General features: G+C 69.8%; 22 protein-coding genes. 8 read left to right on the forward strand and 14 right to left on the reverse strand.

The window, feature by feature from the left end:
- Positions 1-18 precede the first annotated feature (18 nt).
- The 5 genes from ACZ6ZP_RS31255 (at position 19) to ACZ6ZP_RS31275 (ending at position 7,206) form a co-directional block, all read left to right on the forward strand.
- Positions 19-1,227, forward strand: a complete 1,209-nt coding sequence (locus ACZ6ZP_RS31255) for a TolB family protein (RefSeq protein WP_469409222.1) — start codon at positions 19-21, stop codon at positions 1,225-1,227.
- A gap of 84 nt (positions 1,228-1,311) precedes the next feature.
- Positions 1,312-2,562 carry a TolB family protein gene (locus ACZ6ZP_RS31260; RefSeq protein WP_469409226.1) on the forward strand — a complete coding sequence of 417 codons (1,251 nt, stop codon included), beginning with the start codon at positions 1,312-1,314 and terminating at the stop codon, positions 2,560-2,562.
- 343 nt (positions 2,563-2,905) lie between these two features.
- The gene (gene cimA, locus ACZ6ZP_RS31265) at positions 2,906-4,510 is read left to right on the forward strand and encodes a citramalate synthase (protein ID WP_351165274.1); all 1,605 of its coding nucleotides are present in this window, start codon (positions 2,906-2,908) and stop codon (positions 4,508-4,510) included.
- Between the two features lie 86 nt (positions 4,511-4,596).
- On the forward strand, positions 4,597-5,940 hold the full coding sequence (locus ACZ6ZP_RS31270; protein WP_469409228.1) for a hypothetical protein: 1,344 nt from the start codon (positions 4,597-4,599) through the stop codon (positions 5,938-5,940).
- A 378-nt stretch (positions 5,941-6,318) separates the two neighbouring features.
- Entirely contained in the window at positions 6,319-7,206 is an 888-nt protein-coding gene (locus ACZ6ZP_RS31275; protein ID WP_468616293.1) for an alpha/beta fold hydrolase, read from the forward strand.
- Here ACZ6ZP_RS31275 and ACZ6ZP_RS31280 read toward each other — a convergent pair.
- The 3 genes from ACZ6ZP_RS31280 to ACZ6ZP_RS31290 all read right to left on the reverse strand — a co-directional run bounded on the left by ACZ6ZP_RS31280 (position 7,203) and on the right by ACZ6ZP_RS31290 (position 9,474).
- Positions 7,203-8,183 (reverse strand): SDR family NAD(P)-dependent oxidoreductase, encoded by a 981-nt coding sequence (locus ACZ6ZP_RS31280; protein ID WP_469409231.1) that lies wholly within the window; start codon positions 8,181-8,183, stop codon positions 7,203-7,205. The genes ACZ6ZP_RS31275 and ACZ6ZP_RS31280 overlap by 4 nt on opposite strands.
- 47 nt (positions 8,184-8,230) lie before the next feature.
- The gene (locus ACZ6ZP_RS31285; protein WP_469409232.1) at positions 8,231-8,767 is read right to left on the reverse strand and encodes a hypothetical protein; all 537 of its coding nucleotides are present in this window, start codon (positions 8,765-8,767) and stop codon (positions 8,231-8,233) included.
- 83 nt (positions 8,768-8,850) lie between these two features.
- Complete coding sequence (locus ACZ6ZP_RS31290; RefSeq protein WP_351165284.1) at positions 8,851-9,474, reverse strand: YceI family protein; 624 nt, start codon at positions 9,472-9,474, stop codon at positions 8,851-8,853.
- Positions 9,475-9,810: 336 nt separating this feature from the next.
- Here ACZ6ZP_RS31290 and ACZ6ZP_RS31295 point away from each other — a divergent pair, with 336 nt between their 5' ends.
- Both ACZ6ZP_RS31295 and ACZ6ZP_RS31300 read left to right on the forward strand, forming a co-directional pair.
- Positions 9,811-11,406: an acyl-CoA carboxylase subunit beta gene (locus ACZ6ZP_RS31295; protein ID WP_351165286.1), complete on the forward strand. Its 1,596-nt coding sequence runs from the start codon at positions 9,811-9,813 to the stop codon at positions 11,404-11,406.
- Between the two features lie 32 nt (positions 11,407-11,438).
- On the forward strand, positions 11,439-11,636 hold the full coding sequence (locus ACZ6ZP_RS31300) for an acyl-CoA carboxylase subunit epsilon (RefSeq protein WP_351165288.1): 198 nt from the start codon (positions 11,439-11,441) through the stop codon (positions 11,634-11,636).
- Positions 11,637-11,757: 121 nt separating this feature from the next.
- On the opposite strand, the gene ACZ6ZP_RS31305 is transcribed toward ACZ6ZP_RS31300, so the two are convergent.
- From ACZ6ZP_RS31305 to ACZ6ZP_RS31315, 3 genes are read right to left on the reverse strand one after another with little or no spacing between them, the layout of a single operon-like run.
- A complete protein-coding gene (locus tag ACZ6ZP_RS31305; protein ID WP_351165291.1) occupies positions 11,758-12,012 on the reverse strand; it encodes a DUF397 domain-containing protein in 255 nt (84 codons plus the stop codon).
- On the reverse strand, positions 12,009-12,251 hold the full coding sequence (locus ACZ6ZP_RS31310) for a DUF397 domain-containing protein (RefSeq protein ID WP_351165695.1): 243 nt from the start codon (positions 12,249-12,251) through the stop codon (positions 12,009-12,011). Before ACZ6ZP_RS31310 ends, ACZ6ZP_RS31305 begins: the two co-directional genes overlap by 4 nt.
- Positions 12,251-13,108 carry a helix-turn-helix domain-containing protein gene (locus ACZ6ZP_RS31315; protein WP_351165698.1) on the reverse strand — a complete coding sequence of 286 codons (858 nt, stop codon included), beginning with the start codon at positions 13,106-13,108 and terminating at the stop codon, positions 12,251-12,253. The genes ACZ6ZP_RS31310 and ACZ6ZP_RS31315 overlap by 1 nt, the downstream gene beginning before the upstream one ends.
- Before the next feature lie 173 nt (positions 13,109-13,281).
- Between ACZ6ZP_RS31315 and ACZ6ZP_RS31320 the strand changes: the two genes are divergently transcribed.
- Entirely contained in the window at positions 13,282-13,707 is a 426-nt protein-coding gene (locus ACZ6ZP_RS31320) for an ATP-binding protein (protein ID WP_351165293.1), read from the forward strand.
- A 274-nt stretch (positions 13,708-13,981) separates the two neighbouring features.
- Here ACZ6ZP_RS31320 and ACZ6ZP_RS31325 read toward each other — a convergent pair whose 3' ends face one another.
- The 8 genes from ACZ6ZP_RS31325 to ACZ6ZP_RS31360 all read right to left on the reverse strand — a co-directional run bounded on the left by ACZ6ZP_RS31325 (position 13,982) and on the right by ACZ6ZP_RS31360 (position 24,589).
- Positions 13,982-14,566 (reverse strand): GTP-binding protein, encoded by a 585-nt coding sequence (locus tag ACZ6ZP_RS31325; RefSeq protein WP_190084708.1) that lies wholly within the window; start codon positions 14,564-14,566, stop codon positions 13,982-13,984.
- Positions 14,547-15,146, reverse strand: coding sequence for a DUF742 domain-containing protein (locus ACZ6ZP_RS31330; protein ID WP_351165296.1), 600 nt, complete (start codon positions 15,144-15,146; stop codon positions 14,547-14,549). Before ACZ6ZP_RS31330 ends, ACZ6ZP_RS31325 begins: the two co-directional genes overlap by 20 nt.
- Positions 15,147-15,239: 93 nt before the next feature.
- Positions 15,240-15,653 carry a roadblock/LC7 domain-containing protein gene (locus ACZ6ZP_RS31335; RefSeq protein WP_135330751.1) on the reverse strand — a complete coding sequence of 138 codons (414 nt, stop codon included), beginning with the start codon at positions 15,651-15,653 and terminating at the stop codon, positions 15,240-15,242.
- 10 nt (positions 15,654-15,663) lie between these two features.
- Positions 15,664-18,858 carry a sensor histidine kinase gene (locus tag ACZ6ZP_RS31340; RefSeq protein WP_469409236.1) on the reverse strand — a complete coding sequence of 1,065 codons (3,195 nt, stop codon included), beginning with the start codon at positions 18,856-18,858 and terminating at the stop codon, positions 15,664-15,666.
- Positions 18,859-19,198: 340 nt separating this feature from the next.
- A complete protein-coding gene (locus ACZ6ZP_RS31345) occupies positions 19,199-19,783 on the reverse strand; it encodes a GTP-binding protein (protein WP_249587535.1) in 585 nt (194 codons plus the stop codon).
- Positions 19,764-20,168 carry a DUF742 domain-containing protein gene (locus tag ACZ6ZP_RS31350; protein WP_190084712.1) on the reverse strand — a complete coding sequence of 135 codons (405 nt, stop codon included), beginning with the start codon at positions 20,166-20,168 and terminating at the stop codon, positions 19,764-19,766. Before ACZ6ZP_RS31350 ends, ACZ6ZP_RS31345 begins: the two co-directional genes overlap by 20 nt.
- Positions 20,169-20,287: 119 nt before the next feature.
- Positions 20,288-20,707 (reverse strand): roadblock/LC7 domain-containing protein, encoded by a 420-nt coding sequence (locus tag ACZ6ZP_RS31355; protein ID WP_098244998.1) that lies wholly within the window; start codon positions 20,705-20,707, stop codon positions 20,288-20,290.
- Positions 20,708-24,589, reverse strand: a complete 3,882-nt coding sequence (locus ACZ6ZP_RS31360) for a sensor histidine kinase (RefSeq protein WP_469409238.1) — start codon at positions 24,587-24,589, stop codon at positions 20,708-20,710. It lies immediately after the preceding gene.
- Positions 24,590-25,118 lie beyond the last annotated feature (529 nt).

Here is a 25,118-nt window from a genome sequence, read left to right on the forward strand (position 1 = left end):
AACCGGGGGAAGCACATCATGGACAGCAGCAAGAGAGCGGCCACCGGCCTGTGCCTGGCCGCCCTGCTCGGCACAGTGGGAGCGCTCCCTGCCCACGCGGAGCCGGACCCGGTGCCGCCGCCCACCGAGCGGATCAGCGTGAACACCACCGGCGGACAGCTCGCCGCCCCGTCGTACGACCCGGCGATGGGCGAAGACCGCGTGGTCGCCTTCACGTCCGAGGGGGGCGCCGACGGCCTGCCGGGGGTGTCCGTCAAGGACCGCGGCGGATACTCGTACGTCAGCTCCGGCGCCAACGGCCCGTCGTACGACGGCTCGCCCTGCCCCAGCGGGCGGATGGTCGGCTTCGTCTCCGAGTCCACGGACCTCGCGAGCCCGCCGAAGCCCGACCACCGGCCGACCGTCTACATCCGCAACCGCCCGGTCTGGAAGATCACCGGCCTCACCGGTTACCAAGGGGTCCGCTTCACCTCGATGGAGCAGCCCCACGTCGACCCCAGCTGCCAGTGGATCACCTACACGGCCACCCTCCCCGCCACCGAGGAGGACCCGGCGCCCCAACCGCGCGTCTACCGCTTCAAGTTCAGCGGCGGCACCACCGACCTGGTCAGCGAGGCATCGGACGAGCCGGCGGGGAAGCCGTCGGTGAGCTACAACGGGGAGTACGTCTCGTACGAACAGGGCGGCGAGATCCACGTCCGGAACATGACCACCGGCGCCCGCGAGAAGGTGTCCGTGGCGCGGGACGGCGGCGAGGCCGACGGCGCGTCCACGGCCCCCTCCATCAGCTCGGACGGGCGCCGCGTCGCCTTCGACTCGCGCGCGTCCGACCTCGCGTCCGGCGACGGGAACCGCGACACGAACGTCTTCGTGCGCGACCTCGACGCGGGCACCACGACCCTGGTGAAGGCCCCGAAGAAGAAGGGGTACACCGCGCAGGCGTCGCTCTCCAAGACCGGCACCCATGTCGCCTACACCTCGGCGAAGAAGCGCGGCAAGGGCTCCGTGCCCTCCGTCCACCTGCTCGAACTGGCCACCGGGAAGACGCAGTTGATCAGCGTCGACCTCGACGGCGGGCGCAACGACCTCGCGGCACAGAACCCGTCGGTCAACGAGGACGGCACGGTCGTGGCCTTCGCGTCGGCGTCGGCCGACCTGGTGCCGGGGGACACCAACGGCGTGTCCGACGTCTTCCTGCGGACAGTTCCGGGAGAAGCGCAACCGTAAGCGCATCTCGCGCATCACAGACATTGCGTACGCATCGCGTGCAGCATCCGCACCGAACACCAAGGAAACACGGGGGACTTCACCATGCACAGCACCAAGCGCCGCGCGGCCCTGGCCGCCGCCGCACTCGTCGCCGCGGTCACGGCCGGCACCCTGCCGGCCGCGTCCGCGGCACCCGACGCCGCGCCCCGCACCGAGGGCGTCAGCGTCACGGCCGACGGGAAGGCCGCCGACGCGCGGTCGGCGGCGGCGACCATCAGCCGCGACGGCCGGTTCGCGGCCTTCGACTCCGAGGCCACCGATCTGGTCGCGGGCGACACCAACGGCCTGAACGACGTCTTCGTACGCGATCTGCGCACCGGAAGGACCGAGCGGATCGCCCTCGAAGGGCGTGACGTCAGGGGGCCCTCGCTGAGCGCCGACGGACGGTACGTCGCGATGATCACCAGCCCCGCGGGCTCCTACTCGCAATCCGACGTCCGGCTCTACGACCGCAGGACCAAGAAGGCCGAGCGGCTCGACGTCGAGCTGCCGGACGGCGCCGGCGGCGCGGGCTCCGTCTCGCTGACCCCGAACGCGCGGTACGCCGTCTTCGACGTCGGCCGGCGCGCGGGCAGCCCCGGCGGCGTCGTCTTCCTGCGCGACCGCAAGACCGGCACGACCGAGCGGATCAGCGAGGCAGACCCGGCCAGGGACGGGCGCACCGCGCACGGGGCGACCGTCAGCGACGACGGCAGCCGCGTCGTCTACGCGTACAACTACTTCAACGGCCCGCGCGGCGACGACTGGAGCGACGTGCTGCTGCGCGATCGCACGACGGGTGAGCTGACGGAGATCGACCGTTCCCACGACGGATCGGAGACGGAGAAGGAGTCCCTCGCCCCGTCCATCAGCGGCAACGGCCGCACGGTGGTCTTCGAGTCCCGCGACACGCACCTGGTCCCGAACGACGACGACGCCGCCTGGAACGTCTTCGTGCACGACATCGCCTCCGGCGGGAACCAGCGCGTCCACGGCACCCAGGGCGGCCCCGGCGAGGCCGATACCCGCGCGCCCGCTATCAGCGCCGACGGCCGAAGGCTGACGTTCACGTCGGAGCTCGCCGAGGCGGGCTCCGAGTACGGCAAGGAGTGGCCCGTCTACCTGCGCGACCTCAAGAAGGGCAGCACCACCCTCGTCACGCCCGACACCACGGGCGGCGCGGCCTCGGCGCAGGTCGCCCCCGGCGGCATCTCGGCAGACGGGCGCCGGATCGCCTTCCTCTCCGGCGACGCGTCGCTCCTGGGCGGCGACACCAATGACGGCTACGACACCTTCGTACGCCACCTGCGCTGACCACTGACGTCAGTCGGGGCCCACGGCGGGCGGCGCGTCCCACGCGTCGCCCGCATCGTGAGACAGGGCAGCGCGGTGTGTGCGGGCTGTGGCAGGCTGCCACCGTGCTCTCGTTCGCCATGATTATTGGCAGCAGGCGCGCCGGTCCGCAGTGACCGTCTCGTACCACCATGTACGGGCGGACACCGTCGTCTCTCAGACCCGCGCGCAAACCTCTCGTACCCACGAGGGGTTTTTTCGTTTCCTGGCCCAACATCAGCCGGACGCGGAGCGCGAGGGATCATTGAGGCGGTGGAGCCGGTCATTCCGGTAGACCGAGATCCGACACAGGAGCCAGATCAGCATGACGGAAACCAGCACACCCGACGATTCGTTCCACGTCTTTGACACCACGCTGCGCGACGGCGCGCAGCGCGAGGGAATCAACCTGACCGTCGCGGACAAGCTGACCATCGCCCGGCACCTGGACGACTTCGGCGTGGGCTTCATCGAGGGCGGTTGGCCGGGCGCCAACCCCCGCGACACCGAGTTCTTCTCCCGCGCCCAGCAAGAGATCACCTTCCGGCACGCCCAGCTCGTCGCCTTCGGCGCCACGCGCCGCGCGGGTGGCTCGGCGGCCACGGACGTGCAGGTCAACGCCCTGCTGGCGTCCGGCGCCCCGGTCATCACGCTCGTCGCCAAGTCCCATGACCGGCACGTCGAACTCGCCCTGCGCACGACCCTGGAGGAGAACCTGGAGATGGTGCGCGACACCGTCTCCTACCTGGTGGACCAGGGGCGGCGCGTCTTCGTCGACTGCGAGCACTTCTTCGACGGCTACCGCGCCAATCCCGAGTACGCGAAATCCGTCGTCCGCACGGCCAGTGAGGCGGGCGCCGACGTCGTCGTCCTGTGCGACACCAACGGCGGCATGCTCCCCGCGCAGGTCCAGGCGATCGTGGGGACCGTCCGCGCCGACACCGGCGCCCGGCTCGGCATCCACGCGCAGGACGACACGGGGTGCGCGGTCGCCAACACCCTCGCCGCCGTCGACGCCGGCGCCACGCACGTGCAGTGCACCGCCAACGGCTACGGCGAGCGGGTCGGCAACGCCAACCTCTTCCCCGTGGTCGGCGCCCTTGAGCTCAAGTACGGCAAGCAGGTCCTGCCCGAGGGCTCGCTGCGCGAGATGACCCGCGTCTCGCACGCCATCGCCGAGGTCGTCAACCTCACCCCCTCCACGCACCAGCCGTACGTGGGCGTCTCGGCCTTCGCCCACAAGGCGGGCCTGCACGCCTCCGCGATCAAGGTCGACCCGGATCTCTACCAGCACATCGACCCGGACCTGGTGGGCAACCGCATCCGGATGCTGGTCTCGGACATGGCGGGGCGCGCCTCCATCGAGCTCAAGGGCAAGGAGCTCGGGATCGACCTGGGCGACGACCGCGCGCTCGTGGGCAGGGTCGTCGAGCGGGTCAAGGAGCGCGAGCTCCAGGGCTACACGTACGAGGCCGCCGACGCGTCCTTCGAGCTGCTGCTCCGCGAGGAGGCCGAGGGCCGGGCGCGCCGCTACTTCCGCGTCGAGTCCTGGCGGGCCATCGTCGAGGACCGGCCCGACGGCACGCACGCGAACGAGGCGACCGTGAAGCTGTGGGCCAAGGGCGAGCGCATCGTCGCCACGGCGGAGGGCAACGGCCCGGTCAACGCGCTCGACCGGTCGCTTCGGGTGGGCCTGGAGCGGATCTACCCCCAGCTCGCCAAGATGGAGCTGGTCGACTACAAGGTCCGCATCCTGGAGGGCAAGCACGGCACGTCGTCCACGACCCGGGTGCTGATCTCCACCAGTGACGGTGACGGTGAGTGGTCGACGGTGGGCGTGGCGGAGAACGTGATCGCGGCGTCGTGGCAGGCGCTGGAGGACGCGTACACCTTCGGTCTGCTGCGGGCGGGCGTGGAGCCGGTGGAGTAGAAGGCTGGTCCGGGGTCCGGGGTCCGGGTCCGGGTTCGGGCCGCTCGGGGCCGTCGTTGTGGGCCCGACTGAGTTAGCTTCGAAGTATGAGCAATAGGACGAAGCGAATATTTGTCGCGTTGTCCGGGCTTCTCGTGTCCCTGGGTGCCGTGTCGTTCACGGCGGCGCCCGGGGCCGCGGCTGCCGTGTCCGCCACGAGCGTTCCGGCCGTGGCCGACGCCTGGGAGAAGAGCCCGGTGTATGTGGATCCGGCCGCCTCGGACCAGCTGTCCGGGGCCGAGGCGGACGCTCTGGCAAAGAAGATCGAGGACGCCGACAAGCCGGTGTTCGTGGCGGTGCTGCCCGCCGACTTCCCCAAGCAGGACCTCTTCCAGAAGCTGCGCACCGAGACCGGTGTGACGGGTGTGTACGGAATCCGGCTCGGCGACGCGTTCGACGCGAAGGCCGACCGGGCGGTGCTGAGCAACGCGGCCGTCTCGAACCTCGTCACGACGTACGGGGACGTGGCCGACACCAGGACCCAGCTGAACGACTTCGTCGACCAGGCGGTGAAGGACGCGCGCGGCTCGGCGCCCGCTTCGTGGGACGGTGCGGGTTCCGGTTCTGACGGTGGTGCTCCCGTGGGCGCGCTGATCGGTGTCGGCGCGGTGCTGGTCGCGGGTGGCGGGGCCACGTACGCCGTGGTCCGGCGGAACCGGCGGCGGCGGGCCGAGGAGGAGCGGGCCGCGCTGGAGAAGCTGCGGGTCGTGGTGGACGAGGACATCACGGCGTACGGCGAGGAGCTGGACCGCCTCGACTTCCACCCCGCGGAGGCGGGCGCGGACGACGCGATGCGCACGGACTACGAACGGGCCCTCGACTCCTACGAGAAGGCGAAGTCGTTCATGGCGGCGGCGGAGCGGCCCGAGCAGGTGCGGGCGGTCACCCAGTCGCTGGAGGACGGCCGCTTCTCGCTGGCGCTCCTTGCCGCCCGGCGCGAGGGCCGGCCGCTTCCGGAGCGTCGCGCTCCGTGCTTCTTCGACCCGCGGCACGGCCCGTCGGTGAAGGACGCGCAGTGGGCGCCGCCGGGTGGCGCCGAGCGCTCGGTCCCGGTCTGCCTGGCGGACGCGACGCGCCTCGCGGACGGGGAGGAGCCGATGGCCCGGACGGTGGCCACGGAGTCGGGCGAGCGCCGCCCGTACTGGGAGGCGGGTCCGGCGTACGGCCCCTGGGCCGGCGGCTACTTCGGCGGCGGCATGCTGCCGGGCCTGCTGGTGGGAACGATGCTGGGCGGAATGATGGCGAGCCCGGCGTACGGGGCGGATTACGGGGCCGGGGCGGGGGCCGGGTACGACGGCGGGGACTACTCGGGATCGGACTTCGACCCTGGGGACTTCGGCGGGGGCGGGGACTTCGGGGGTGGCGGGGACTTTGGGGGCGGGGGGTTCTAGGCGGGGCTGATCCGTCATGGGGGCGGGGCCGGTCCATCGGTGGGGCGGGCGGTTCGTGTTGCCGACTGCCGACTGCCGACTGCCGACTGCCGACTGCGGGCTGTGGGGGCGTCCTGCGGGTCCGGTCTGGGGGTGGGTGCGGGGCCGTGCCGGTATGTCCGTCCTCGCTATCGTCGGGTGGCCGTGGGGTTGCTTCGGTTCTGGAGTGTTGGGTGCCGTGCTCCGGGCGGACATACCGGCCCGTCCCCTCGCGTCTCGCTGCCGACTGCGGCCGATCGCTGGTTGTTGCGGATGCGGGGGATCGGGTTGACGGGATGAGGGGTTTGCGAGACGATACGTCTCGTTCCGTTGTTTGAGCCGACTCGGAAGGTGCCCCCCATGAACCAGCAGTACGTCGAAGCCGCCCCCGGCATCCGCCTGTGGACGGAGCGGCGGGGTGCCCCCGAGGCCCCGGCGCTGCTCCTGATCATGGGTGCCCAGGCCTCCGGCCTCGGGTGGCCCGAGGAGTTCGTGGACGCGCTCGCCGAAAGGCATCACGTCATCCGTTACGACCACCGGGACACCGGCCGCTCCACCTCCACCTTCGACCAGCACCCGTACCCGATCACTGACTTGGCGCAGGACGCGGTGGCGGTCCTGGACGGCCTGGGCATCGAGCGGGCGCACCTGGTGGGGATGTCGCTCGGCGGCATGCTGACCCAGCTGGTCCTCGCCGACCACCCCGAACGCGTCCTGAGCGCCACCCTGATCGGCACCTGCGCGCTCAGCGAGACCCCGTACACCGCCCCGGACGGAACCCGGATCCCGGTCGGCGAACTCCCCGGCATCGCACCGGAAGTCCTGGAGATGTGGTCCCGCCCGGTCGAGGACAAGGGGCCGGAGGCCGAGCTCGACCGCCGGGTGGAGCACTGGCGCGTCCTGAATGGCGGTCAACTGGCCGCCGAAGACGCGTACTTCCGTGATCTGGAGCGCCGCATCATCGCGCACACAGGGACCCACGTCGCCTCCACGGCGCACGCCCGAGCCGACGACTCCCACATGATCCGCACCGACGAACTGGCCGGCACGAAGGTCCCCACCCTCGTCATCTCCGGCCCGGCCGAGCCGGTGTTCCCGCCCCCGCATCCGCACCACCTGGCCCAGGTCGTCGGAGGCGGCGGCACACGGGTGGTGGAGATCGCGGGCATGGGGCACGCGCTGCCCCCGGCGGTGCAGGGCCCGCTCGCGGAAGCGATCCTGGCGCACATCGCATCCGTCAGGGCCTAGGGGGAGGCCGGGTCGCCCAACCCCGTCATTTCCGCCGACAGGTGCCACAGGCGGGCCGCCGCTTCGGGGTCCGTCGCCCAGGGCTTGACGCCCCCGATCAGCATGTCCTCCGTCGCGGCGGGCTCCGCGACATCGCAGTCCTGGCAGTACGCGCCGCCATGGGCATCCAGCAGCGGTGACGTCGCCGCCCAGACCGCCGTGGCCGCGCCCTGCGCCGGGGTCTTGAAGCCCTGCGCGGGTGTGCCGTCGGCGGACATCCAGCCCTGAGCGATCTGTTCCTCGCGGGGGATGTGGCGCTGGAGCGGGGTGAGGATGCTGCCGGGGTGCACGGCGAAGGCCCGTGGCCCGGCGCCGGCCGCGCTCAAGGAGTCGAGGTGCACGGCGAAGAGCGCGTTCGCCGTCTTGGACTGGGCGTAGGCCGACCAGCGGTCGTAGCCGTCGTGGAAGTGCGGGTCGCTCCAGCGGATGTCGGAGAGGAAGTGCCCGGACGAGGCCACGGACACGACACGCGCGGTGCCCGGACTCAGCGCCGGGTAGAGGCGGTTGACCAGGGCGAAGTGGCCGAGGTGGTTGATCGCGAAGTGGGATTCCCAGGTGCCGTCCGGGCCGACGCGGGTCTCGGGGCAGGCCATCACGCCCGCGTTGTTGATGAGGATGTCGAGGGTGCGGTGCGTGGCGAGGAAGCGCTCCGCGAAGTGCCGGATGCTCTCCTGGTCCGCCAGGTCGAGCGACCGCACCTCCGCGCGGTCCGTGCCCCGCAGCGCCTCCTGCGCGACAAGCGGCCTGCGCGCCGGGACGATGACGTGCGCGCCCGCCCTGCCGAGCGCCCGGGTGATCTCCAGACCGAGCCCGGAGTAGCCGCCGGTGACCAGCGCCGTCCTGCCCGAGAGGTCGATTCCGGCGAGTACGTCGTCCGCCGTGCTCAGCGCGCCGAACTGGCTGCCGATCCTGTGCTGTTGTCCTTGCCGTGTGCTCATGCGGGTGACGCTAGAAGCTGGACCGCGCTCGAAGGCAAGGCGTGCCCTCAAGTCCCTTCAGACGGCGGCATGCGCCAGCGTCCCGAATGTCCGGGCGGCAGCGCCAAGTCGCGCCGGACCGCCTGGTAGTAGCCCTCGCGTGTGGTCCGCTGGCGGTCGAGCAGTGCGGCCCAGGCGACCGGGTCCCGGGTGTCCTCGCGCAGGAACCGTTCCATCTCGACGACCGTGAGGACCCAGACCCGCGCCTTGTCCACGACGTCCGGCGTGCCGAGCATCAGCAGCGCCTCCCCGACCGGATCCCGCGCGATGGCGGCTTCCGCCAGGTGGGGCGCTGCTTCTTCGGGGGACAGGGGGTGCGGATGCGGGTCGTTGCCGAGATGGGCCGCGACGCGGTACGTGAGCGTGACCGCCTGCTTCAGTACGCGGGCGTAGTCGCCGTAGACGGCGAGCCGCCGCTCTTCCCACCGGGCGGCCTGCTCCCGCTGGAAGCGGGCCCGGTCGCCCCGGGTGATCGCCAGATACGACCCGAGCGCACCGACGATCACGCCTATCAGGGCGGGCAGTTGCTGTATGAACGCGGCCACGCCCCGCACCGTACCCAAGGATGCGGGGCGATCGGGCGGGAAAGCATCCGCCGCGAGGCGGCGGCCCGGAAGACCGGCTGGGCTCAGGAGCCCGACTTGATCGCCGAGATGTCGAAGTTCAGCTTGATCTTGTCGGAGACGAGCACCCCGCCCGTCTCCAGCGCGGCGTTCCACGTGAGGCCCCAGTCCGAGCGGAGGATCTCCGCCTTGCCCTCGAAGCCGACCCGCTCGTTCCCGAAGGGGTCCGTGGCCGAGCCGTTGAACTCGAGGTCGATGGCGAGCGGCTTCGTGGTGCCGAGGATCGTCAGGTCACCGGTGATGCGGTAGTCGTCGCCGCCCAGCGCCTCCGCCTTCGTGGAGCGGAACGTCATCTCCGGGAACTCGTCCGTCTTGAAGAAGTCCGCGCTCTTGAGGTGACCGTCACGGTCCGCGCTGCCGGTGTCGATGCTCTCCATCTGTACGTCGATGGAAGCCGTCGACGCGGACGGGTCGGTGCCGTCCAGGTGCAGGGTGCCGGCGATGTCGGTGAAGGAGCCCTTGACGTTCGTGACCATGGCGTGGCGGGCGACGAAGCCGATGGACGTGTGCGAGGGGTCGATCGCGTACTCGCCGGTCAGGGCGGCCAGGTCCGGGTTGACCGGAGCGGGCGCCGTGGCGGTGCCGGCGGAGGAGGTGGCGGTTTCGTTCTTGCGGCCGAAGAGACCCATGACTGCTCCTTGGGGGACGAGCTGCGGCCGGGGGAGGCCGAGCTGCGAGCTATGCGGGATGTGTCTGTTGAATGTTCAACGAGATTGACTCTAGCGCGATTCAGTTCAACATTCAACATCAAACGGAGCGTGTCGGTTCGATCACGCGGAACTCTCCTCGCCTGTGAGGTGTCTCTCACGTGACGCTTTGTGGAATCCCTACAGCTGGACACGGCTCTGAGCAGTCACTTCGCGCGTACAGCAGAGAGCTTCTGTTCGGGGGTGCCAGGAAAATGGGCCGGAGACTGTTCATAGTCGACGGTCCGTTTCAGTAGGCCCACTTCGTAAGGTCACTACATGACCGTTTTGGACGACACCGCTTCTTCTCCCGAGGGCGAGCCCACCGACGCGCGTGGGCGCGTGGCCGAGCTGCACGCGATCCGTGCCGAGGCGCTGCGCGGCCCGAGCGAGAAGGCGACCGAGGCCCAGCACGCGAAGGGCAAGCTGACCGCACGCGAGCGGATCGAGCTGCTGCTTGACGCGGGGTCGTTCCAGGAGGTCGAGCAGTTGCGCCGGCACCGGGCGACCGGGTTCGGCCTGGAGGCGAAGAAGCCGTACACGGACGGTGTCATCACCGGCTGGGGCACGGTGGAGGGGCGCACGGTCTTCGTGTACGCCCACGACTTCCGCATCTTCGGCGGCGCGCTCGGCGAGGCGCACGCCACGAAGATCCACAAGATCATGGACATGGCCATCGCGGCCGGTGCCCCGCTGGTGTCGCTGAACGACGGCGCCGGTGCCCGTATCCAGGAGGGCGTATCGGCGCTCGCCGGGTACGGCGGCATCTTCCAGCGCAACACCAAGGCTTCGGGTGTCATCCCGCAGATCTCGGTGATGCTGGGCCCGTGCGCGGGTGGCGCGGCCTACAGCCCGGCCCTGACGGACTTCGTGTTCATGGTCCGTGAGACCTCGCAGATGTTCATCACCGGACCGGACGTGGTGCGTGCGGTGACCGGCGAGGAGATCTCGCAGAACGGCCTGGGCGGCGCGGACGTGCACGCCGAGACCTCGGGCGTGTGCCACTTCGCGTACGACGACGAGGAGACCTGCCTCGCCGAGGTCCGCTACCTCATCGCGATGCTGCCCTCGAACAACCGCGAGAACCCGCCCACCCACGAGTCGGACGACCCGGCGGACCGCCGCTCGGACGTGCTGCTCGACCTGGTCCCGGCGGACGGCAACCGTCCGTACGACATGGCCAAGGTCATCGAGGAGCTCGTCGACGACGGCGACTTCCTGGAGGTCCACGAGCGCTGGGCCCGCAACATCATCTGCGCCCTGGCCCGCCTGGACGGCAAGGTGGTGGGCATCGTCGCCAACCAGCCGCAGTCCCTGGCCGGGGTCCTGGACATCGAGGCCTCCGAGAAGGCGGCCCGCTTCGTCCAGATGTGCGACGCCTTCAACATCCCGATCGTGACGCTGCTCGACGTACCGGGCTTCCTGCCGGGCGTCGACCAGGAGCACGGCGGGATCATCCGCCACGGCGCGAAGCTCCTGTACGCGTACTGCAACGCCACCGTGCCGCGGATCTCGCTGATCCTGCGCAAGGCGTACGGCGGCGCGTACATCGTCATGGACAGCCAGTCCATCGGCGCCGACCTGACCTACGCCTGGCCCACCAACGAGATCGCGGTGATGGGCGCCGAGGGCGCCGCCAACGTCATCTTCCGCCGTCAGATCGCGGCCGCCGAGGACCCCGAGGCCATGCGGCAGAAGATGGTCAAGGAGTACAAGGCCGAGCTGATGCACCCCTACTACGCCGCCGAGCGCGGCCTGGTCGACGACGTCATCGACCCCACCGCCACCCGTGAGGTGCTCATCAGCTCCCTCGCGATGCTCCGCAACAAGCACGCAGACCTGCCGTCGCGCAAGCACGGCAACCCCCCGCAGTAATCCTGCAGTAGCCCACAAGGAGAACGCTGCACATGAGTACCCCCGACATCCGCGTCGAGAAGGGCCACGCCGAGCCCGAAGAGGTCGCCGCCATCACCGCGATCCTGCTGGCCCGTAGCGCCGCCGCCTCCGCACAGGCCCCCGCGCCCCGCCGAGGCCGCGACAAGGCCGGCTGGCGTCGCCTGGAGCGCTCGCCCGGCTTCCGCGCCCCGCACAGCTGGCAGGGCTGACCGGCGCCCTGAAGCAGCCGGCAAGACCGACAGGCACCCCGAAGGACCCCGCCATGGCGCGGGGTCCTTCGGCGTCCGCCCGGGAGGTCAGTCGAACCAGGAGGCCAGTCCAACCAGGAGGTCAGTCGAACTCTCCGGCCAGCACGCCGAGTTTGAACGCGTACCACTCCTCCGCGGTGAAGCGCAGGACGAGACCGCGCGGGTCCGCGGGGTTGCGCAGGGCCACCGCGCCGTTCTCCAGCGGGGCGATCTCCACAGGGCCCTCGACGGGGCTTCCCGGGGTGCTTGTCCACTGGGCGCGGGAGATGTCGAGCGCGTAGAGAAGCGTCTTGTCCCGCTGTGTGACGCGTGTGCCGCTCGCCGTGTTCGTGCTCATATCTGCAGGATCCCGGAGTTGATTCCAGTGATGAATGCGCGCCAGGCGGTGGAGTCGAAGACGAGCGTTCCGAACTCCCGGTTCTTCGTGTCACGAATCGCCCGCTGATCGGCCGAAAGCTTCGTATGCTCGATGCAGCCGTTCGAGGCGCCGCTGTAGGTGCTCTTGTGCCAGTTCGCTTTCACTGATTCGTCTTCTGCCTCTGTGAACGCGAGACCGGCCGCAGATGTGCGAGACATCACGACCCGCTTTCTTTCTTCATGTGGTCGAGGATGTACTGGCGAGACTCGGCGGGGGAGAGTGCGGCGGCCGTCAGGTCGTCCCAGGCTTTGGTGTAAACCTGGACGTCAGGCCGCTGCTCCAGCAATGTTCCCCCGGTCATGTGCTCCAACCAGGTCACCTCTATGGGGGGTTCTCCGTGCAAGGTGAAGACCGTGTACGGAGCGTACTGTGCGAGCGGCAATGTGATGTTCAGAGGGAGGATCTGAACGGTGACATTGGCTTGATTGCCCACTTCGATCAAGTGCTGAAATTGTTGACGAATCAATTCAGTGGGACCAGAAATGCGGTGCAGTGCCGGGGCGTCGATGACGACGCGCAGCCGGAATTCACTGTTGCCGTGCAGCAGATCTTTGCGTCTCATCCGCGTCTTCACAAGAGTTTCGACGCGATCCGCTTCAGCTCCCGCGGTGAATATCTCCCGCATATATGCCTCTGTCTGGAGCAGGCCCGGCAGCACCATCGGCTCGTAGGAGCGGATGAGTGAGGAGTCGGCTTCCAGCGTGAGGTAGTCGCGCAAGTCGCCGCTGAGCAAAGGGCCTTGACCGGACCACCAGTCGACCTTGTGGATGTCCCTGGCGAGCCGCTTCAGATTCGACCGCTGCTGATCGTCCTTCACCCCGTACAGATTGAGCAGGGTGGTGAGGTCGAGTTGCCGGATGCCTCGTTTTCCTGTCTCGATCTGACTGATCTTTGGCTGCCCACACTCCAGCGCATCGGCCGCGTCCTGGACCTTGAGGCCGGCTTCCGACCGGAGTCGTCGCAGCTCGGCGCCGAGACGGCGGCTGCGCATGGTGGGCATGTCACTTTGCGGCATGCGCACATGATGTCCCGCGCCTTCCGGCCAGACAACTGTCATCTGCGGCCCCTCCCTTGCGGGATGCGAACCGTGAGTAATACTTGCCTAAGTGATAAATGCCTCGACATGATGCGAGCCCAACGTCCTTTGTTCTCGGTTGAGTTGACACCTACAGCGGTGCCGGAGGGGCAATGCCGAACACGTCCGCGGAGGAGCTCGTGGTGATCAGCAGATCCTGCGAGGTCCGCATGGAGTACGACCCGCACTGCCTGGAGCAGATACGCCGGATCGTCGGCGCCTGCCTGCGCAGTTGGGGCCTGGAGGCGCTGGTCGACGACTGCGCCTTCGTGGCCACCGAGCTGTGCAGCAATGTGCGGCACTGCACGTGCTCGTCGTTCGAGTTCGCCGTACGTCGCACGGGCGCTGAGGGTGTGCGCCTGGAGGTGACGGACACCTCCACCGAGCTTCCGGTGGTGCCCACCGAGCCCCCGGACCCGTTCCAGGTGAGTGGGCGTGGGCTGTTCCTCGTCGCGGCTCTGTCGGCCGACGTCGGGGTGGAGCCAACGGTCGGCGGCAAGGTGGTCTGGGCGGAGCTCAAGGTGCCCGGGTTCGGCTGACGGAGCCGGTGGCGCCCGCGCGCCGGGTCGCTGGGGCAGGCTCATGTGAGGGCTCCGCTTCCTGCTCTCGATCCGTCGGAGGGAAGAAGGGCAGGAATGATGGCGAACCTGCCTGTCCCTCCAGTGAGAGTGCCACCGAATACATCACTGCGGCAGGCATGTGTTTTGGCCAAAGATGTTACGCAAGGCGACAGTGGCCTGAAGGCTCCGTCACGCAGTTCGCCCCCGCCGGCTCCTGCCGGCGGGGGCGAACTGCGTGACGGCTACGGGGCTGCTACCGAAGCCGCGCCATGAGCGCGTGCTCCACGAGCGTGATCAGACCGCTCTTCGCGTCCGCACGGTGGCGCGCGTCCGTCGTGATGATCGGGGTGTCCGGGCCGATCTGGAGCGCCTCACGGACCTCGTCGGGCGTGTACGGCTGGTGGCCGTCGAAGCCGTTGAGGGCGATGACGAAGGGCAGACCCGAGTTCTCGAAGTAGTCGACGGCGGGGAAGCAGTCGGCGAGCCTCCTCGTGTCGACAAGCACGACGGCGCCGATGGCGCCGCGTACGAGGTCGTCCCACATGAACCAGAAGCGGTCCTGACCGGGCGTACCGAAGAGGTACAGGATCAGGTCCTGGTCCAGCGTGATGCGGCCGAAGTCCATGGCGACGGTCGTCGTCGTCTTGTCCCCGGTGTGGGTGAGGTCGTCGATGCCCGCGGAGGCGGACGTCATGACGGCCTCGGTGCGCAGCGGGTTGATCTCAGAGACCGCCCCGACGAACGTGGTCTTGCCCACGCCGAAGCCGCCCGCCACCACGATTTTCGCGGAAGTGGTGGAGCGGGCTGTTGCTCCGCCGCTAGAGCTTGCGAAGTCCACTGAGCACCCTTTCGAGCAGTGTCACGTCTGGCTGGCCGCCGGCGGACTCGTCGCCGCCCGGCTGATGGATGGCGACAAGTCCGGCCTCCGCCAGGTCGGCTACGAGGATCCGGGCGACGCCGAGAGGAATGGAGAGGAGTGCCGAGATCTCAGCGACTGACTTGATCTCGCGGCACAGGTTGCAGATCCGCTGATGCTCGGGCAACTGGCCCTGGAGCTGGTGCGGTTGGGCGGTGGTGTGCACCAGCGCCTCGATGGCGAGCTGGTAGCGGGGCCTGGTGCGGCCGCCCGTCATGGCGTACGGGCGCACCAGGGGGTTGCTCGCAGAACCTGCGGGCGCCGCTTCCGGGGCGCGTCGCTGTGGTTGCACTGGCTGGATCCTGGGGTTGTGAGGCTGCTCGTACGGGCTCTGGCGGGGGCCCGGCTGCTGCGGCTGCTGATAGGGCCTGCGGTGCTGGCTCGGCGCGGAGGGGAAGTTGTAACGGTTCGGCGCACCGTCGTGCGGCCCCTGCCCCTGGCCGTGACCAGGCGACCAACTGGCCGATGACGAACCGTCCGGGGGTGTTCCTGAACCTGCCACGTACTCCTCCTCCGACTGTGCCGGGCACCATCATTCTGGAGCCGCGTCCCGAAACCTTACGGCCACGGGACGCGAAAACGCACCGTACGTCTACTAGTTGAGAAGGCTCCCCTGCAGCTCCGCACGCAGGTCGGGCGTGAGTACGGTGCCGGCGCGGTCGACAAGAAGCGCCATCTCGTACCCAATGAGACCGATGTCCGCATCCGGGTGGGCGAGCACGGCCAGCGAGGAGCCGTCGGAGATGGACATAAGGAAGAGAAATCCTCGCTCCATCTCCACAACGGTCTGGGTCACGGAACCGCCCTCGAAGATCCGGGAGGCCCCGGCGGTGAGGGAGGTCAGACCGGACGCGACGGCCGCGAGCTGGTCGGCCCGGTCGCGGGGGAAGCCTTCGGACATCGCCAGAAGGAGTCCGTCGGCGGAGACCACCACCGTGTGGGACACCCCAGGGGTGTTGTCCACGAAGTTGGTGATCAACCAGTTCAGGTTCTGCGCCGCCTGGCTCATCGGGCTCACACTAACGCTCCTGGTTGTAGGTGCTGTCAGGTCCACCGCGGTGATTACCGGTGTCCTGGCCATTCGTGGTGTCACTGCCTGCGCTGCGTCCCCGCTGGACGCCGCGGCGCAGGTTGCTCAGCCTGCCCCGCACGTCCTCGGGGTCGCGGGAGACCTGAGGGCCGCCCTGTGGGGTCTGTTCCGCCGTGCCCTCGACCAGATTGGCCTTGGGCACCCGCTTCGGGAGACCGGACGGGGTGACCCCACCCGCCTTGGGCTCCTTCAGCGACTCGGCGCGATGCCAGCGGTCGTCGTTGGACGAACGCCAGCTGCTGTCGGTGTTGCCGAACGCGTCGCCGGCCGGGGCCGGGGCGCTGCCGTTGCTGTTGCCGGCCGCACCGGTGGAGCCGCGGCGCGGAAGACCCGCAGACGTCGTGTCGTGGACTGCGGACGGTGCCGGTCCGGGACGCTCGAAGCCTACGCGTTCGGCGCCGTTCTCGGGAGCCGCCGGACCAGATTCCGGTTCCGGAGAGTACTCGGCCTGATACGCGCCCGAGTTGTTCTCGTATCCGTCGCGCGTCGGCCAGTCGTCCTGGTGGGAGCGGTCCGGGTAGGCCGCGAACGGCTCGGAGACGGCACCCGTACGAGCGGCGTGATCATCGTGACCGGCCTCCGTATAGGGGGCGTCCTGGTAGCCGTCCTGCGCCGGGTAGTACGCGTCGTCGTACGCCGGCTGCGCCGTCTGGCCCTGGTTGTACTCGTCGTACGCCGGGGCCTGCTGGTCGTACCCGGCGTCGTAGCCGCCCTGCTGGTCGAAGCCGCCCTGCTGCCCGTCGACCTCGTCGCGGAAGAGGGGACGGCCGTCGGCGGACTGCGCCTGCGCCTCCAGAGCGGCACGCCGCTCCTCGCGCATCAGCGAGCGGCCCACCGGGTCGAGCTCCTGGGAGTCGGCCCCGTCGCCGTTGTAGCGGCTGTCGTCGAAGCCCAGTTCGGCCGCGGTACGCATCGGCTCGTGGTGGAAGGCGGGCTGCTCAGGGGCGTGCTGCTCCGGCATGATCGAGGAGACCGTGAACTCGGACTCGGGCAGCTGGTGCTCGCCGCCGCCACCGTGCGTGATGCCGTCGGGGAGCATGACGAGCGAGGTCGTGCCCGCCTGCTCGCCCGAGGGGCGCAGCTGGACGCGGATGCCGTGCCGGTCGGAGAGGCGGCCGACCACGAACAGGCCCATGCGCTGCGAGATCGCGGCGTCCACCGTCGGCGGGTTGGCCAGCTTGTGGTTGATGTCCGCGAAGTCCTCGGCGGTGAGGCCGATGCCCTTGTCGTGGATCTCGACCATGATGCGGCCGTCGGGCAGACGGGTCGCGGTGACGCGAACCTTGGTCTGCGGCGAGGAGAACGTGGTGGCGTTCTCCAGGAGCTCGGCGAGCAGGTGCACGAGGTCGGTCACGGCGAGGCCGTGGATCTCGGCCTCCGGGACGCCCGACAGCTCGACGCGCTCGTACTGCTCCACCTCGGATGACGCGGCGCGCAGGACGTCGACCAGCGGGACGGGCTGGTCCCAGCGGCGTCCGGGCTCCTCGCCGGAGAGGACCAGGAGGTTCTCGCCGTTGCGTCGCATACGGGTCGCCAGGTGGTCCAGGCGGAAGAGGCTCTCCAGCTGGTCCGGGTCGGCCTCGTTGTTCTCCAGGTCGGTGATGAGGGTCAGCTGGCCCTCGATCAGGGACTGGTTGCGGCGCGAGAGGTTGGTGAAGATCGCGTTGATGTTGCCGCGGAGCAGGGCCTGCTCGGCGGCGAGCCGCACGGCCTCGCGGTGCACCTGGTCGAAGGCGCGGGCGACCTCGCCGATCTCGTCCGTGGAGGAGATCGGGATGGGCTGTACGCGGGTGTCGACGCGGCCGGGGTCGGTGCGCGAGAGCTGGTCGACCAGCATCGGCAGGCGCTGCTCGGCGATGCCGAAGGCGGCCGTGCGCAGCTGGCGCATCGCGCGGGACATCTGGCGGGCCATGAGCCCGGCCAGGATGAAGGCGGCGAGGAGCGCGACCACGACGATGGCGCCGGTGATGTAGGCGTTGCGCTGGGCGTCGGATGCGATGTCCGACGCCTCGGTCACCGCCTTGTCGGCGAGGTCGGACTCGATGGTGCGGTACGCGTCGAACTTGGCGGAGGTGGTGGCCCACCATGCCTCGGGCGTCACGCCCTTGCCGGCGAGGGCGACGCGGGCGCTGGGCTGGGTGGTCTCCAGCTGCGCCATGGCGGCGACCATCGCCTCGGACGAGGGCGGCGGGACGAACGTCTCGCCCTTGGCCTTCGCGGCGGCGGCGGCCTGCTTGGCCTGCTTCTCGCCGTCGGCCTTCAGCTGCTTCTTGGCGGCCTCGAGCTTGGCCACGTCCTCGGGGGTGCCGCCGCCGGTGTACTCCTCGATGGCGATGCCCTCGAGGTAGGCGTACGAGGAGAGCGCCACGCGCTGCTTGGCGAGGCTGGGAGCGGTGGGGCCGGGCTTGACCAGCAGGTGCGTACCGATGGAGCGCTGCAGGGAGAGCGCGGCCTTGGTCAGCGAGATCGCGTAGACGGTACGGCCGTAGCTGGTGATGTTTCCGGTGCCCAGACCGAGTTCGTTGGCGAACTCCATCAGGGGGTGCTGGATGGCGACGTAGCCCTCTTCGGTCTGCGCGCCGGAGAGCTTGGAGGTGTAGGCGGCCTGGCGGAGGGACTGCAGGCCCGGCTCGACCTTGTGGAAGCCGTCGAGGCGGCGCTTGAGGCCTTCCTTCTGCGGCATGTCCTCGGCGGCGGCGTCGAACTCGTCCGCGGCCTTGTCGGTGGCCTTGCGGGCCTTCACGACGACCGGGTCGTTCTTCTTGCCGCGCAGCAGCGGAGCGGCGGAGAGGTCACGCTCTTCGATGAGGCGGTTGCCGTAGTTGAGGGAGGCCTGCACGAGGCGGGCCGTGCTTTCGGCGTCCTGGGCCTCGCTCCAGGTGTCGATCGAGCCCTTGACCTGGAAGCCGCCCATGACGAGGCCGACCAGCACGGGTATGAGGAGGATCGCGTTCAGGCGGGTCGGCACGCGCCAGTTGCGCGGGGACATTCTGCCGCCACTGGGCGCCGGCGGCTCCATGCCCTGCACATCGGTGGGGGACGCCGCTGTGCGCGGCGGCGGGGTGAAGTTGCCCCGCGTGTCCCGCGTATGCGGCGGTGCGGGGCTCGGCTTGCTTCGCCTCACTCGACCAACAACCTCTCGGCGGCGGGACCTACACCGGTCCCGCTGTCGTCTCCAAGGCCCGTGCTACTGGGCAGTTCAGCGCATTCCAGCACGTCAGGGGGTCCTCTACCAAACAGTGTGAAGGGCTGGTTCCGAGTGGTGTAAGCCTCAGATAAAACGGTCAAATAGAGCGAGCCCCGCCAAAAGGCGGGGCTCTCGTGCGCACAGCGACACCGGATGACCGCGACGCGTGGCGGCGCCCGGTCAATTCTCTGTCGAAACGTTATGAACAGAGCGGTCATCCGTGTCAAACGACACAGACCGCTCTGTGGAATCTACGGCAACTGCCGTACGGTCTCGTCTACTTGAGTCGTGCCATAAGTGCGTGCTCGACCAGCGTGATCAGGCCGCTCTTTGCGTCCGCACGGTGTCGCGCGTCCGTCGTGATGATCGGTGTGTTGGGTCCGATCTGGAGAGCTTCGCGCACCTCATCGGGGGTGTACGGCTGGTGGCCGTCGAATCCGTTGAGGGCGATGACGAAGGGCAGGCCGCTGTTCTCGAAGTAGTCGACGGCCGGAAAGCAGTCGGCGAGACGGCGGGTGTCCACAAGGACGACGGCGCCGATGGCGCCGCGTACGAGGTCGTCCCACATGAACCAGAAGCGGTCCTGACCGGGCGTACCGAAGAGGTACAGGATCAGGTCCTGGTCCAGCGTGATGCGGCCGAAGTCCATGGCCACCGTGGTGGTGGTCTTGTCCCCGGTGTGGGTGAGGTCGTCGATGCCCGCGGAGGCGGACGTCATGACGGCCTCGGTGCGCAGCGGGTTGATCTCGGAGACCGCGCCCACGAACGTGGTCTTGCCGACGCCGAAGCCGCCCGCCACCACGATCTTCGCGCTGGTGGTGGAGCGAGCCGTCGCTCCGCTGCTAGAGCTTGCGAAGTCCACTGAGCACCCTTTCGAGCAGTGTCACGTCTGGCTGGCCGCCGGCGTTCTCGTCGCCGCCGGGCTGGTGAATGGCGACGAGCCCGGCCTCGGCCAGGTCGGCCACGAGGATCCGGGCCACGCCGAGCGGCATGGAGAGCAGCGCCGACACCTCGGCCACCGACTTGACCTCACGGCACAGGTGGCAGATGCGCTGGTGCTCCGGGAGCAGCCCCATCAGCTGCGCCGGGTCGGCCGTCGTGCTTACCAGCGCCTCTATCGCGAGCTGGTAGCGGGGCCTGGTCCGGCCGCCGGTCATCGCGTAAGGACGCACCAGCGGCTGGTCGCCTTCAATACCGTACGACGCGTGAGAGCCGTACGGATCGTGAGAGGCGTTGGGCGGGGTCATGGATCCTCCGGGCGGGACAGCAGGTGGTCTGCGTGCCGTCTGATAGAGCCGGTGGGGGGCACCAGGGTGGCCGGACGGTGGTCAGTACGTTCGGTCGGTGGGGCGGCCGATGAAGAGAGCTAGTGCAGCAGGCTGCCCTGCAGTTCGGCGCGGAGGTCCGGGGTGAGGACGGCGCCCGCGCGGTCGACGAGGAGCGCCATCTCGTACCCGACGAGGCCGATGTCGCACTCGGGGTGTGCGAGCACGGCCAGGGACGAACCGTCGGAGACCGACATGAGGAAGAGGAACCCCCGCTCCATCTCCACCACGGTCTGGGTGACGGCGCCGCCCTCGAAGATCCGGGAGGCCCCGGCGGTGAGAGAGGTCAGACCCGACGCGACCGCGGCCAGCTGGTCGGCGCGGTCACGCGGGAAGCCCTCGGACATCGCCAGAAGGAGGCCGTCGGCGGAGACCACGACGGTGTGGGACACCCCGGGGGTGTTGTCCACGAAGTTCGTGATCAACCAGTTCAGATTCTGTGCCGCCTGGCTCGGACTCAACTAACGCTCCTGCTGGTGAGTGGGGAAGCTGCCGGTCTGGCCGGTACCGGCCTGGCGACCCTGCTGGATGCCCCGACGGAGATTCGTCAGCCGGCCGCGTACGTCATCGGGCGCACGCGAGACCTGCGGACCTGTGCTGTCCTGCTGCTGCTGTGCGGTGCCCGCTACGAGGTTGGCTCGCGGGACGCGGCGCGGCAGGCCGGATGTGGTGACGCCTCCGGCGGACGGCTGGCGGACGCGCTCGGCCTGGCGGCCCAGCTCGTCGTTGGGCGAAGTGCGCCAGGAGGCGGCACTGCCGTTCGTGACGTGGTTGCCGTTCCCGCCGCCGGTTCCGTTGGACGCGGGGGCGGGCGCCGTGGCCGGCCGCTGGGGCGCGGCCGGGTTCTGCTGCTGCCCCTGGGGCCGCGTGGGGAGCGGCGACGAGGGCTGCGGGCGCTGCGGACGCTGGGGCCGCTGCTGCTCGGGGGCGCCGGGCGCGGGGGAGGGGTCGCCACCCTGCGGGCCCTGGTGCCCTTGCTGCTGCTGACCCTGTTGCTGGCCCTGCTGTTGCTGCTGCTGGAACCAGTTGGTCTCCAGCGTGTCGAACAGCGGGGTGCGGCCGTCGCCGGGGCCGGCGGGCGGCAGGCCCTCCGGCTGCACGGGCTGCTGCGGCACCGGAGGCACCGGCGGGATGCCGAGCTGGCCGCCCTGACCCTGACCCTGACCGGGGCCTTGGCCCTGGCCGGGACCCTGACCACGCCGAGGCGCCTCGCCCGCGTCACGGCCACCGCGCTGCTGCGGCGCACCGGCGCCGGGCGCCGGGCTGTCGTAGCCGGGGGCGCTGGTGCCGGGACGCTGGAACTGACCGGTGCCGGAAGAGGTGTCCTGGCCGCCGAAGACGTCGGGGCGGACGAACTGGCCGGTGCCCTGCTGGCCCTGGCCCTGGCCCTGGCCGCCCTGGCCACCCTGTCCTTGGCTTTGGCCGCCCTGCTGGCCCGCGTTCCGCGGCGAGCCGGTACCGGGCGGAGGCCCGTTGAAGTCGGGGCGCGCGAACTCGGCGGTCGAACCGGGGCCCTGCGCGCCCGCGCCGGCCGCGGGGTAGGGGAACTGCCCGGTGGACTCCGGCTCCTCGTGCCCGCGCGGGGTGTCGAAGGGCTCGCGGGAGACCTGCGGCTGCGCGTTCTCGTCGCTCCAACTGGGCACGCGCGGCTGCGGGTTGCCCCCGGGCAGCTCGGCACGCGGACCGCCGCGCGGCGGCAGCTGCGGCCTGCGGCCCTGGTCCCCGGCGTCGTTCGCGGCGGGGTTCATGGGCCCGGCGGGGTTCACCGGATTCGTACGCTGCTGGGGAACGGGAGGCTGCGGCGCGGAGCCCGGACCGCGGCCACCGCCCGGTCCGCCCTGGCCACCCTCGAAGAGGCTGCCACCGGAAGGGGCACCCTGTCCGGGCGGTCCCTGGCGGGGAGGCTGCTGACCGGAGGGCCCGGCCGGCGAACCGGCGCGCGACCCGTCACGCGCGGGCAGCGCGGCCCGCGGCCCCGTGCCCGTGACCTGACCGCGAGGCGGACCGGCACCGAGCCGGCCCGCGGAACCCGCGGGACCCGCGCCGGGCGCACCGCTTCCGGGGCCGTTGCCGGCGCCGACTCCACGGCGCGCGGCCGCGGCACCCGCCGAGGCCTGCGCGGCGACGGGGCCGCCACCCTGGCCGGGGGCGGGCGCACCGGGCTTGTTCGGCGCCTTCTTGCCGCCCTGGGCGACATCGATGGGCAGCATGACGAGCGCGGTCGTGCCGCCGGAGTCCGAGGGACGGAGCTGGATGCGGATGCCGTGACGCTGCGACAGACGGCCGACCACGAACAGACCCATGCGGCGCGAGACCGAGACGTCCACGGTGGGCGGCGACGCGAGCCGCTCGTTGATCGCGGCGAGGTCCTCGGGGGAGAGGCCGATGCCCGTGTCGTGGATCTCGATGAGCACACGCCCGTCGGGCAGCGCGTGACCGGTGACCTTGACCTTGGTCTGCGGCGAGGAGAAGGAGGTCGCGTTCTCCAGCAGCTCGGCGAGCAGGTGCACGAGGTCGTTGACCACGCGTCCCGCGACCTCGGTCGTCGGGACCGCGGAGAGCTCGATGCGCTCGTACTGCTCCACCTCGGACGCGGCGGCACGCAGCACGTCGACGAGCGGAACGGGCCGGGTCCAGCGGCGGCCGGGCTCTTCACCGGCGAGGACCAGGAGGTTCTCGCCGTTACGGCGCATGCGGGTCGCGAGGTGGTCGAGCTTGAACAGCGAGGACAGCTGGTCCGGGTCGGCCTCGCGCGACTCCAGCTCGGAGATGAGCGAGAGCTGGCGCTGGATGAGGCCCTGCGAACGGCGCGAGAGGTTGGTGAACATCGCGTTGACGTTGCCTCGGAGCAGCGCCTGCTCGGCGGCGAGGCGGACGGCCTCGCGGTGCACGTCGTCGAAGGCCGCGGCCACCTGGCCGATCTCGTCCCGGGAGTGCACACCGACGGACTCGACGGAGGTGTCGACGTCCTGCGGGTCGGCCTCGGAGAGCTGCTTGACGAGCTCGGGCAGCCGGTCCTGGGCGACCTTGGTCGCGGTGTCCTGGAGGCGCCGCAGCGAGCGGATCATGGACCGGGCCACGACGAAGGCGCCGACGAGCGAGACACCGAGGACGAGCAGGATCAGCGCACCGTTGAGGATGGCGGCCTGCTCGGACTCGTTGCGCAGCTCGCGGGCCTTCTGCTCCATCTCGTTGAGCAGCGTGAGCTCGATCTTGGTCATCGCGTCGATCTTGGTGGTGTCGGCGTCGACCCAGTCCTTGTACGAGCGCTTGTCCTGGAGCTTGATGCCGCCCTCCTGCTCAAGCACGCGCTTGGCATAGGAGTCGGCGCCCTTGATGGACGAGTTGCCGCCGTCGATGGGCTTGGTCAGCTCATCGGGGTTGCCCGCGTAGATGCCCTTGAAGGCATCGAGCTTGGAGTTCTCCTTGTCGAGCGCGGCCCAGCCGTAGCGCCGGTCGGTCTCGGAGATCTTGCCGAACGTGCTGTCGCCCGCGGGGAGCGAGGCGGCGATCACGGCGCGCTGCACCGAGGCGTACTCCTTGGCGGAGGAGAAGGCCGTCAGGGCGCGGGTGCGCTGGATCATGTCCGGGTTGCTGGTCGCCTGCGCCATGTCCGAGGACAGGGTGAGCAGCTGCTCGATGAGCTGGCTGTAGGCGTCCACCGTCTGAGAGGTGGAGTTCGCGTCCTCGTAGGCGTCCTTGCGGACCTTGTTGATCTGCTGGAGCTGCTGGGTGATCTCGACGGTGTTCGCCCGGACGCCGAGGAGGCCCTTGTCGTCGTCGGTGTTGTCGAGGTCCTGCGTCTCCTGGAGGAAGCGGTTGTAGGCGCGGTCGGTCTTCTGCCGGGCGCCCTTGACCACGTAGTCCGAGGAGTCCGCGCCGTGCGCGAGGGGACCTGCCGAGCGGTCGCGCTCCTCCTGGAGCGCGGTGGCCAGCTCAGTGGCCCGCTTGGTCATGTCCGTCAGCATCTTCATGTTGTTGAGCTGCTGAATCTCGTCCATGGACTCGTTGATACGCAGCGCGCCGAGGGAGGTCGCGGTGATCACGGGGAGTGCGAGCAGCGAGACCAGACGGGTGGAGATGCGCCAGTTGCGCAGGGCTATTCGCGAGCCGGGACCGGTGGGCGACTTCACCGTGCCGGTCGTGCCCGTCGAGCCGCCCTGGTTCGCGGCGGCCGTGGACAGACTTCCGCCGCTCGATCCGCGCATGGCTCCGAGGCCGTTGTCACCGGTCGGTACCTGCCCGGGGTTCTGGGCGTGCTGGGCCGAGGAGCCGCGGTCGGTCCCGCCGCGCTCCGGCTCTGCCGCAGCGCTGCTGCCATCCCTCTTGAAACGTCCCTGCACTAGCGTCGCAACCTCTGGACCAGGCGTCCCTCCGCACAAACGGCGGGACGGTGTCGGCGTCGTGGGGCGCAGAACGCCCCATGGTGGTCGTGAGTGACCGGCGCTGCTCCCCTTTCCCGCCGCCACTCGGCGCTGCGTTGCGCCCCTGCGCGCCGGTTCGATCCCGCGGCGGTCCCGGGAATTCCAGCACAGTGCAGGATCTCCAACAAGGCCCGTGTGCCGCGTCGCGACCTCCGTGACACGGCGTGAGTGGCGCGTCACGAGACGTAGAAAGTGATTCAGGGCAAAACGGGCCATTGACCCCAGGAAACCAAGGGGTAAGGGGTGTCCCAGTCTTCATGATCGGGAGCGGAATGATGCCTTCAGTGGCGCAATGTCCGATTCCAACAAGGTCTCCACGAGCCTGAATTGACCCATTTGCCCGCTCCCTCGTGAGCAAACTCACATGAAGATCAAGGCCTCATCCGGGCTTTGGCCGGGAATTGGATGTTTAGCCTGACGCTTTACAGGGATGGCGAATCCGACAACC

It is taken from the genome of Streptomyces sp. NPDC054047, assembly GCF_055585065.1.

Excerpts from the sequence above, each read along its gene's own strand:
- ACZ6ZP_RS31280 (WP_469409231.1), bottom strand. The coding sequence starts at position 8,183 with ATGAGCACACGGCAAGGACAACAGCACAGGATCGGCAGCCAGTTCGGC.
- ACZ6ZP_RS31295 (WP_351165286.1), top strand. The coding sequence starts at position 9,811 with ATGACCGTTTTGGACGACACCGCTTCTTCTCCCGAGGGCGAGCCCACC.
- ACZ6ZP_RS31305 (WP_351165291.1), bottom strand. The coding sequence starts at position 12,012 with ATGAGCACGAACACGGCGAGCGGCACACGCGTCACACAGCGGGACAAG.
- ACZ6ZP_RS31300 (WP_351165288.1), top strand. The coding sequence starts at position 11,439 with ATGAGTACCCCCGACATCCGCGTCGAGAAGGGCCACGCCGAGCCCGAA.
- ACZ6ZP_RS31310 (WP_351165695.1), bottom strand. The coding sequence starts at position 12,251 with ATGTCTCGCACATCTGCGGCCGGTCTCGCGTTCACAGAGGCAGAAGAC.
- ACZ6ZP_RS31290 (WP_351165284.1), bottom strand. The coding sequence starts at position 9,474 with ATGGGTCTCTTCGGCCGCAAGAACGAAACCGCCACCTCCTCCGCCGGC.
- ACZ6ZP_RS31260 (WP_469409226.1), top strand. The coding sequence starts at position 1,312 with ATGCACAGCACCAAGCGCCGCGCGGCCCTGGCCGCCGCCGCACTCGTC.
- ACZ6ZP_RS31270 (WP_469409228.1), top strand. The coding sequence starts at position 4,597 with ATGAGCAATAGGACGAAGCGAATATTTGTCGCGTTGTCCGGGCTTCTC.
- ACZ6ZP_RS31275 (WP_468616293.1), top strand. The coding sequence starts at position 6,319 with ATGAACCAGCAGTACGTCGAAGCCGCCCCCGGCATCCGCCTGTGGACG.
- cimA (WP_351165274.1), top strand. The coding sequence starts at position 2,906 with ATGACGGAAACCAGCACACCCGACGATTCGTTCCACGTCTTTGACACC.
- ACZ6ZP_RS31255 (WP_469409222.1), top strand. The coding sequence starts at position 19 with ATGGACAGCAGCAAGAGAGCGGCCACCGGCCTGTGCCTGGCCGCCCTG.
- ACZ6ZP_RS31335 (WP_135330751.1), bottom strand. The coding sequence starts at position 15,653 with ATGAGCCAGGCGGCGCAGAACCTGAACTGGTTGATCACCAACTTCGTG.
- ACZ6ZP_RS31320 (WP_351165293.1), top strand. The coding sequence starts at position 13,282 with ATGCCGAACACGTCCGCGGAGGAGCTCGTGGTGATCAGCAGATCCTGC.
- ACZ6ZP_RS31350 (WP_190084712.1), bottom strand. The coding sequence starts at position 20,168 with ATGACCCCGCCCAACGCCTCTCACGATCCGTACGGCTCTCACGCGTCG.
- ACZ6ZP_RS31315 (WP_351165698.1), bottom strand. The coding sequence starts at position 13,108 with ATGCCGCAAAGTGACATGCCCACCATGCGCAGCCGCCGTCTCGGCGCC.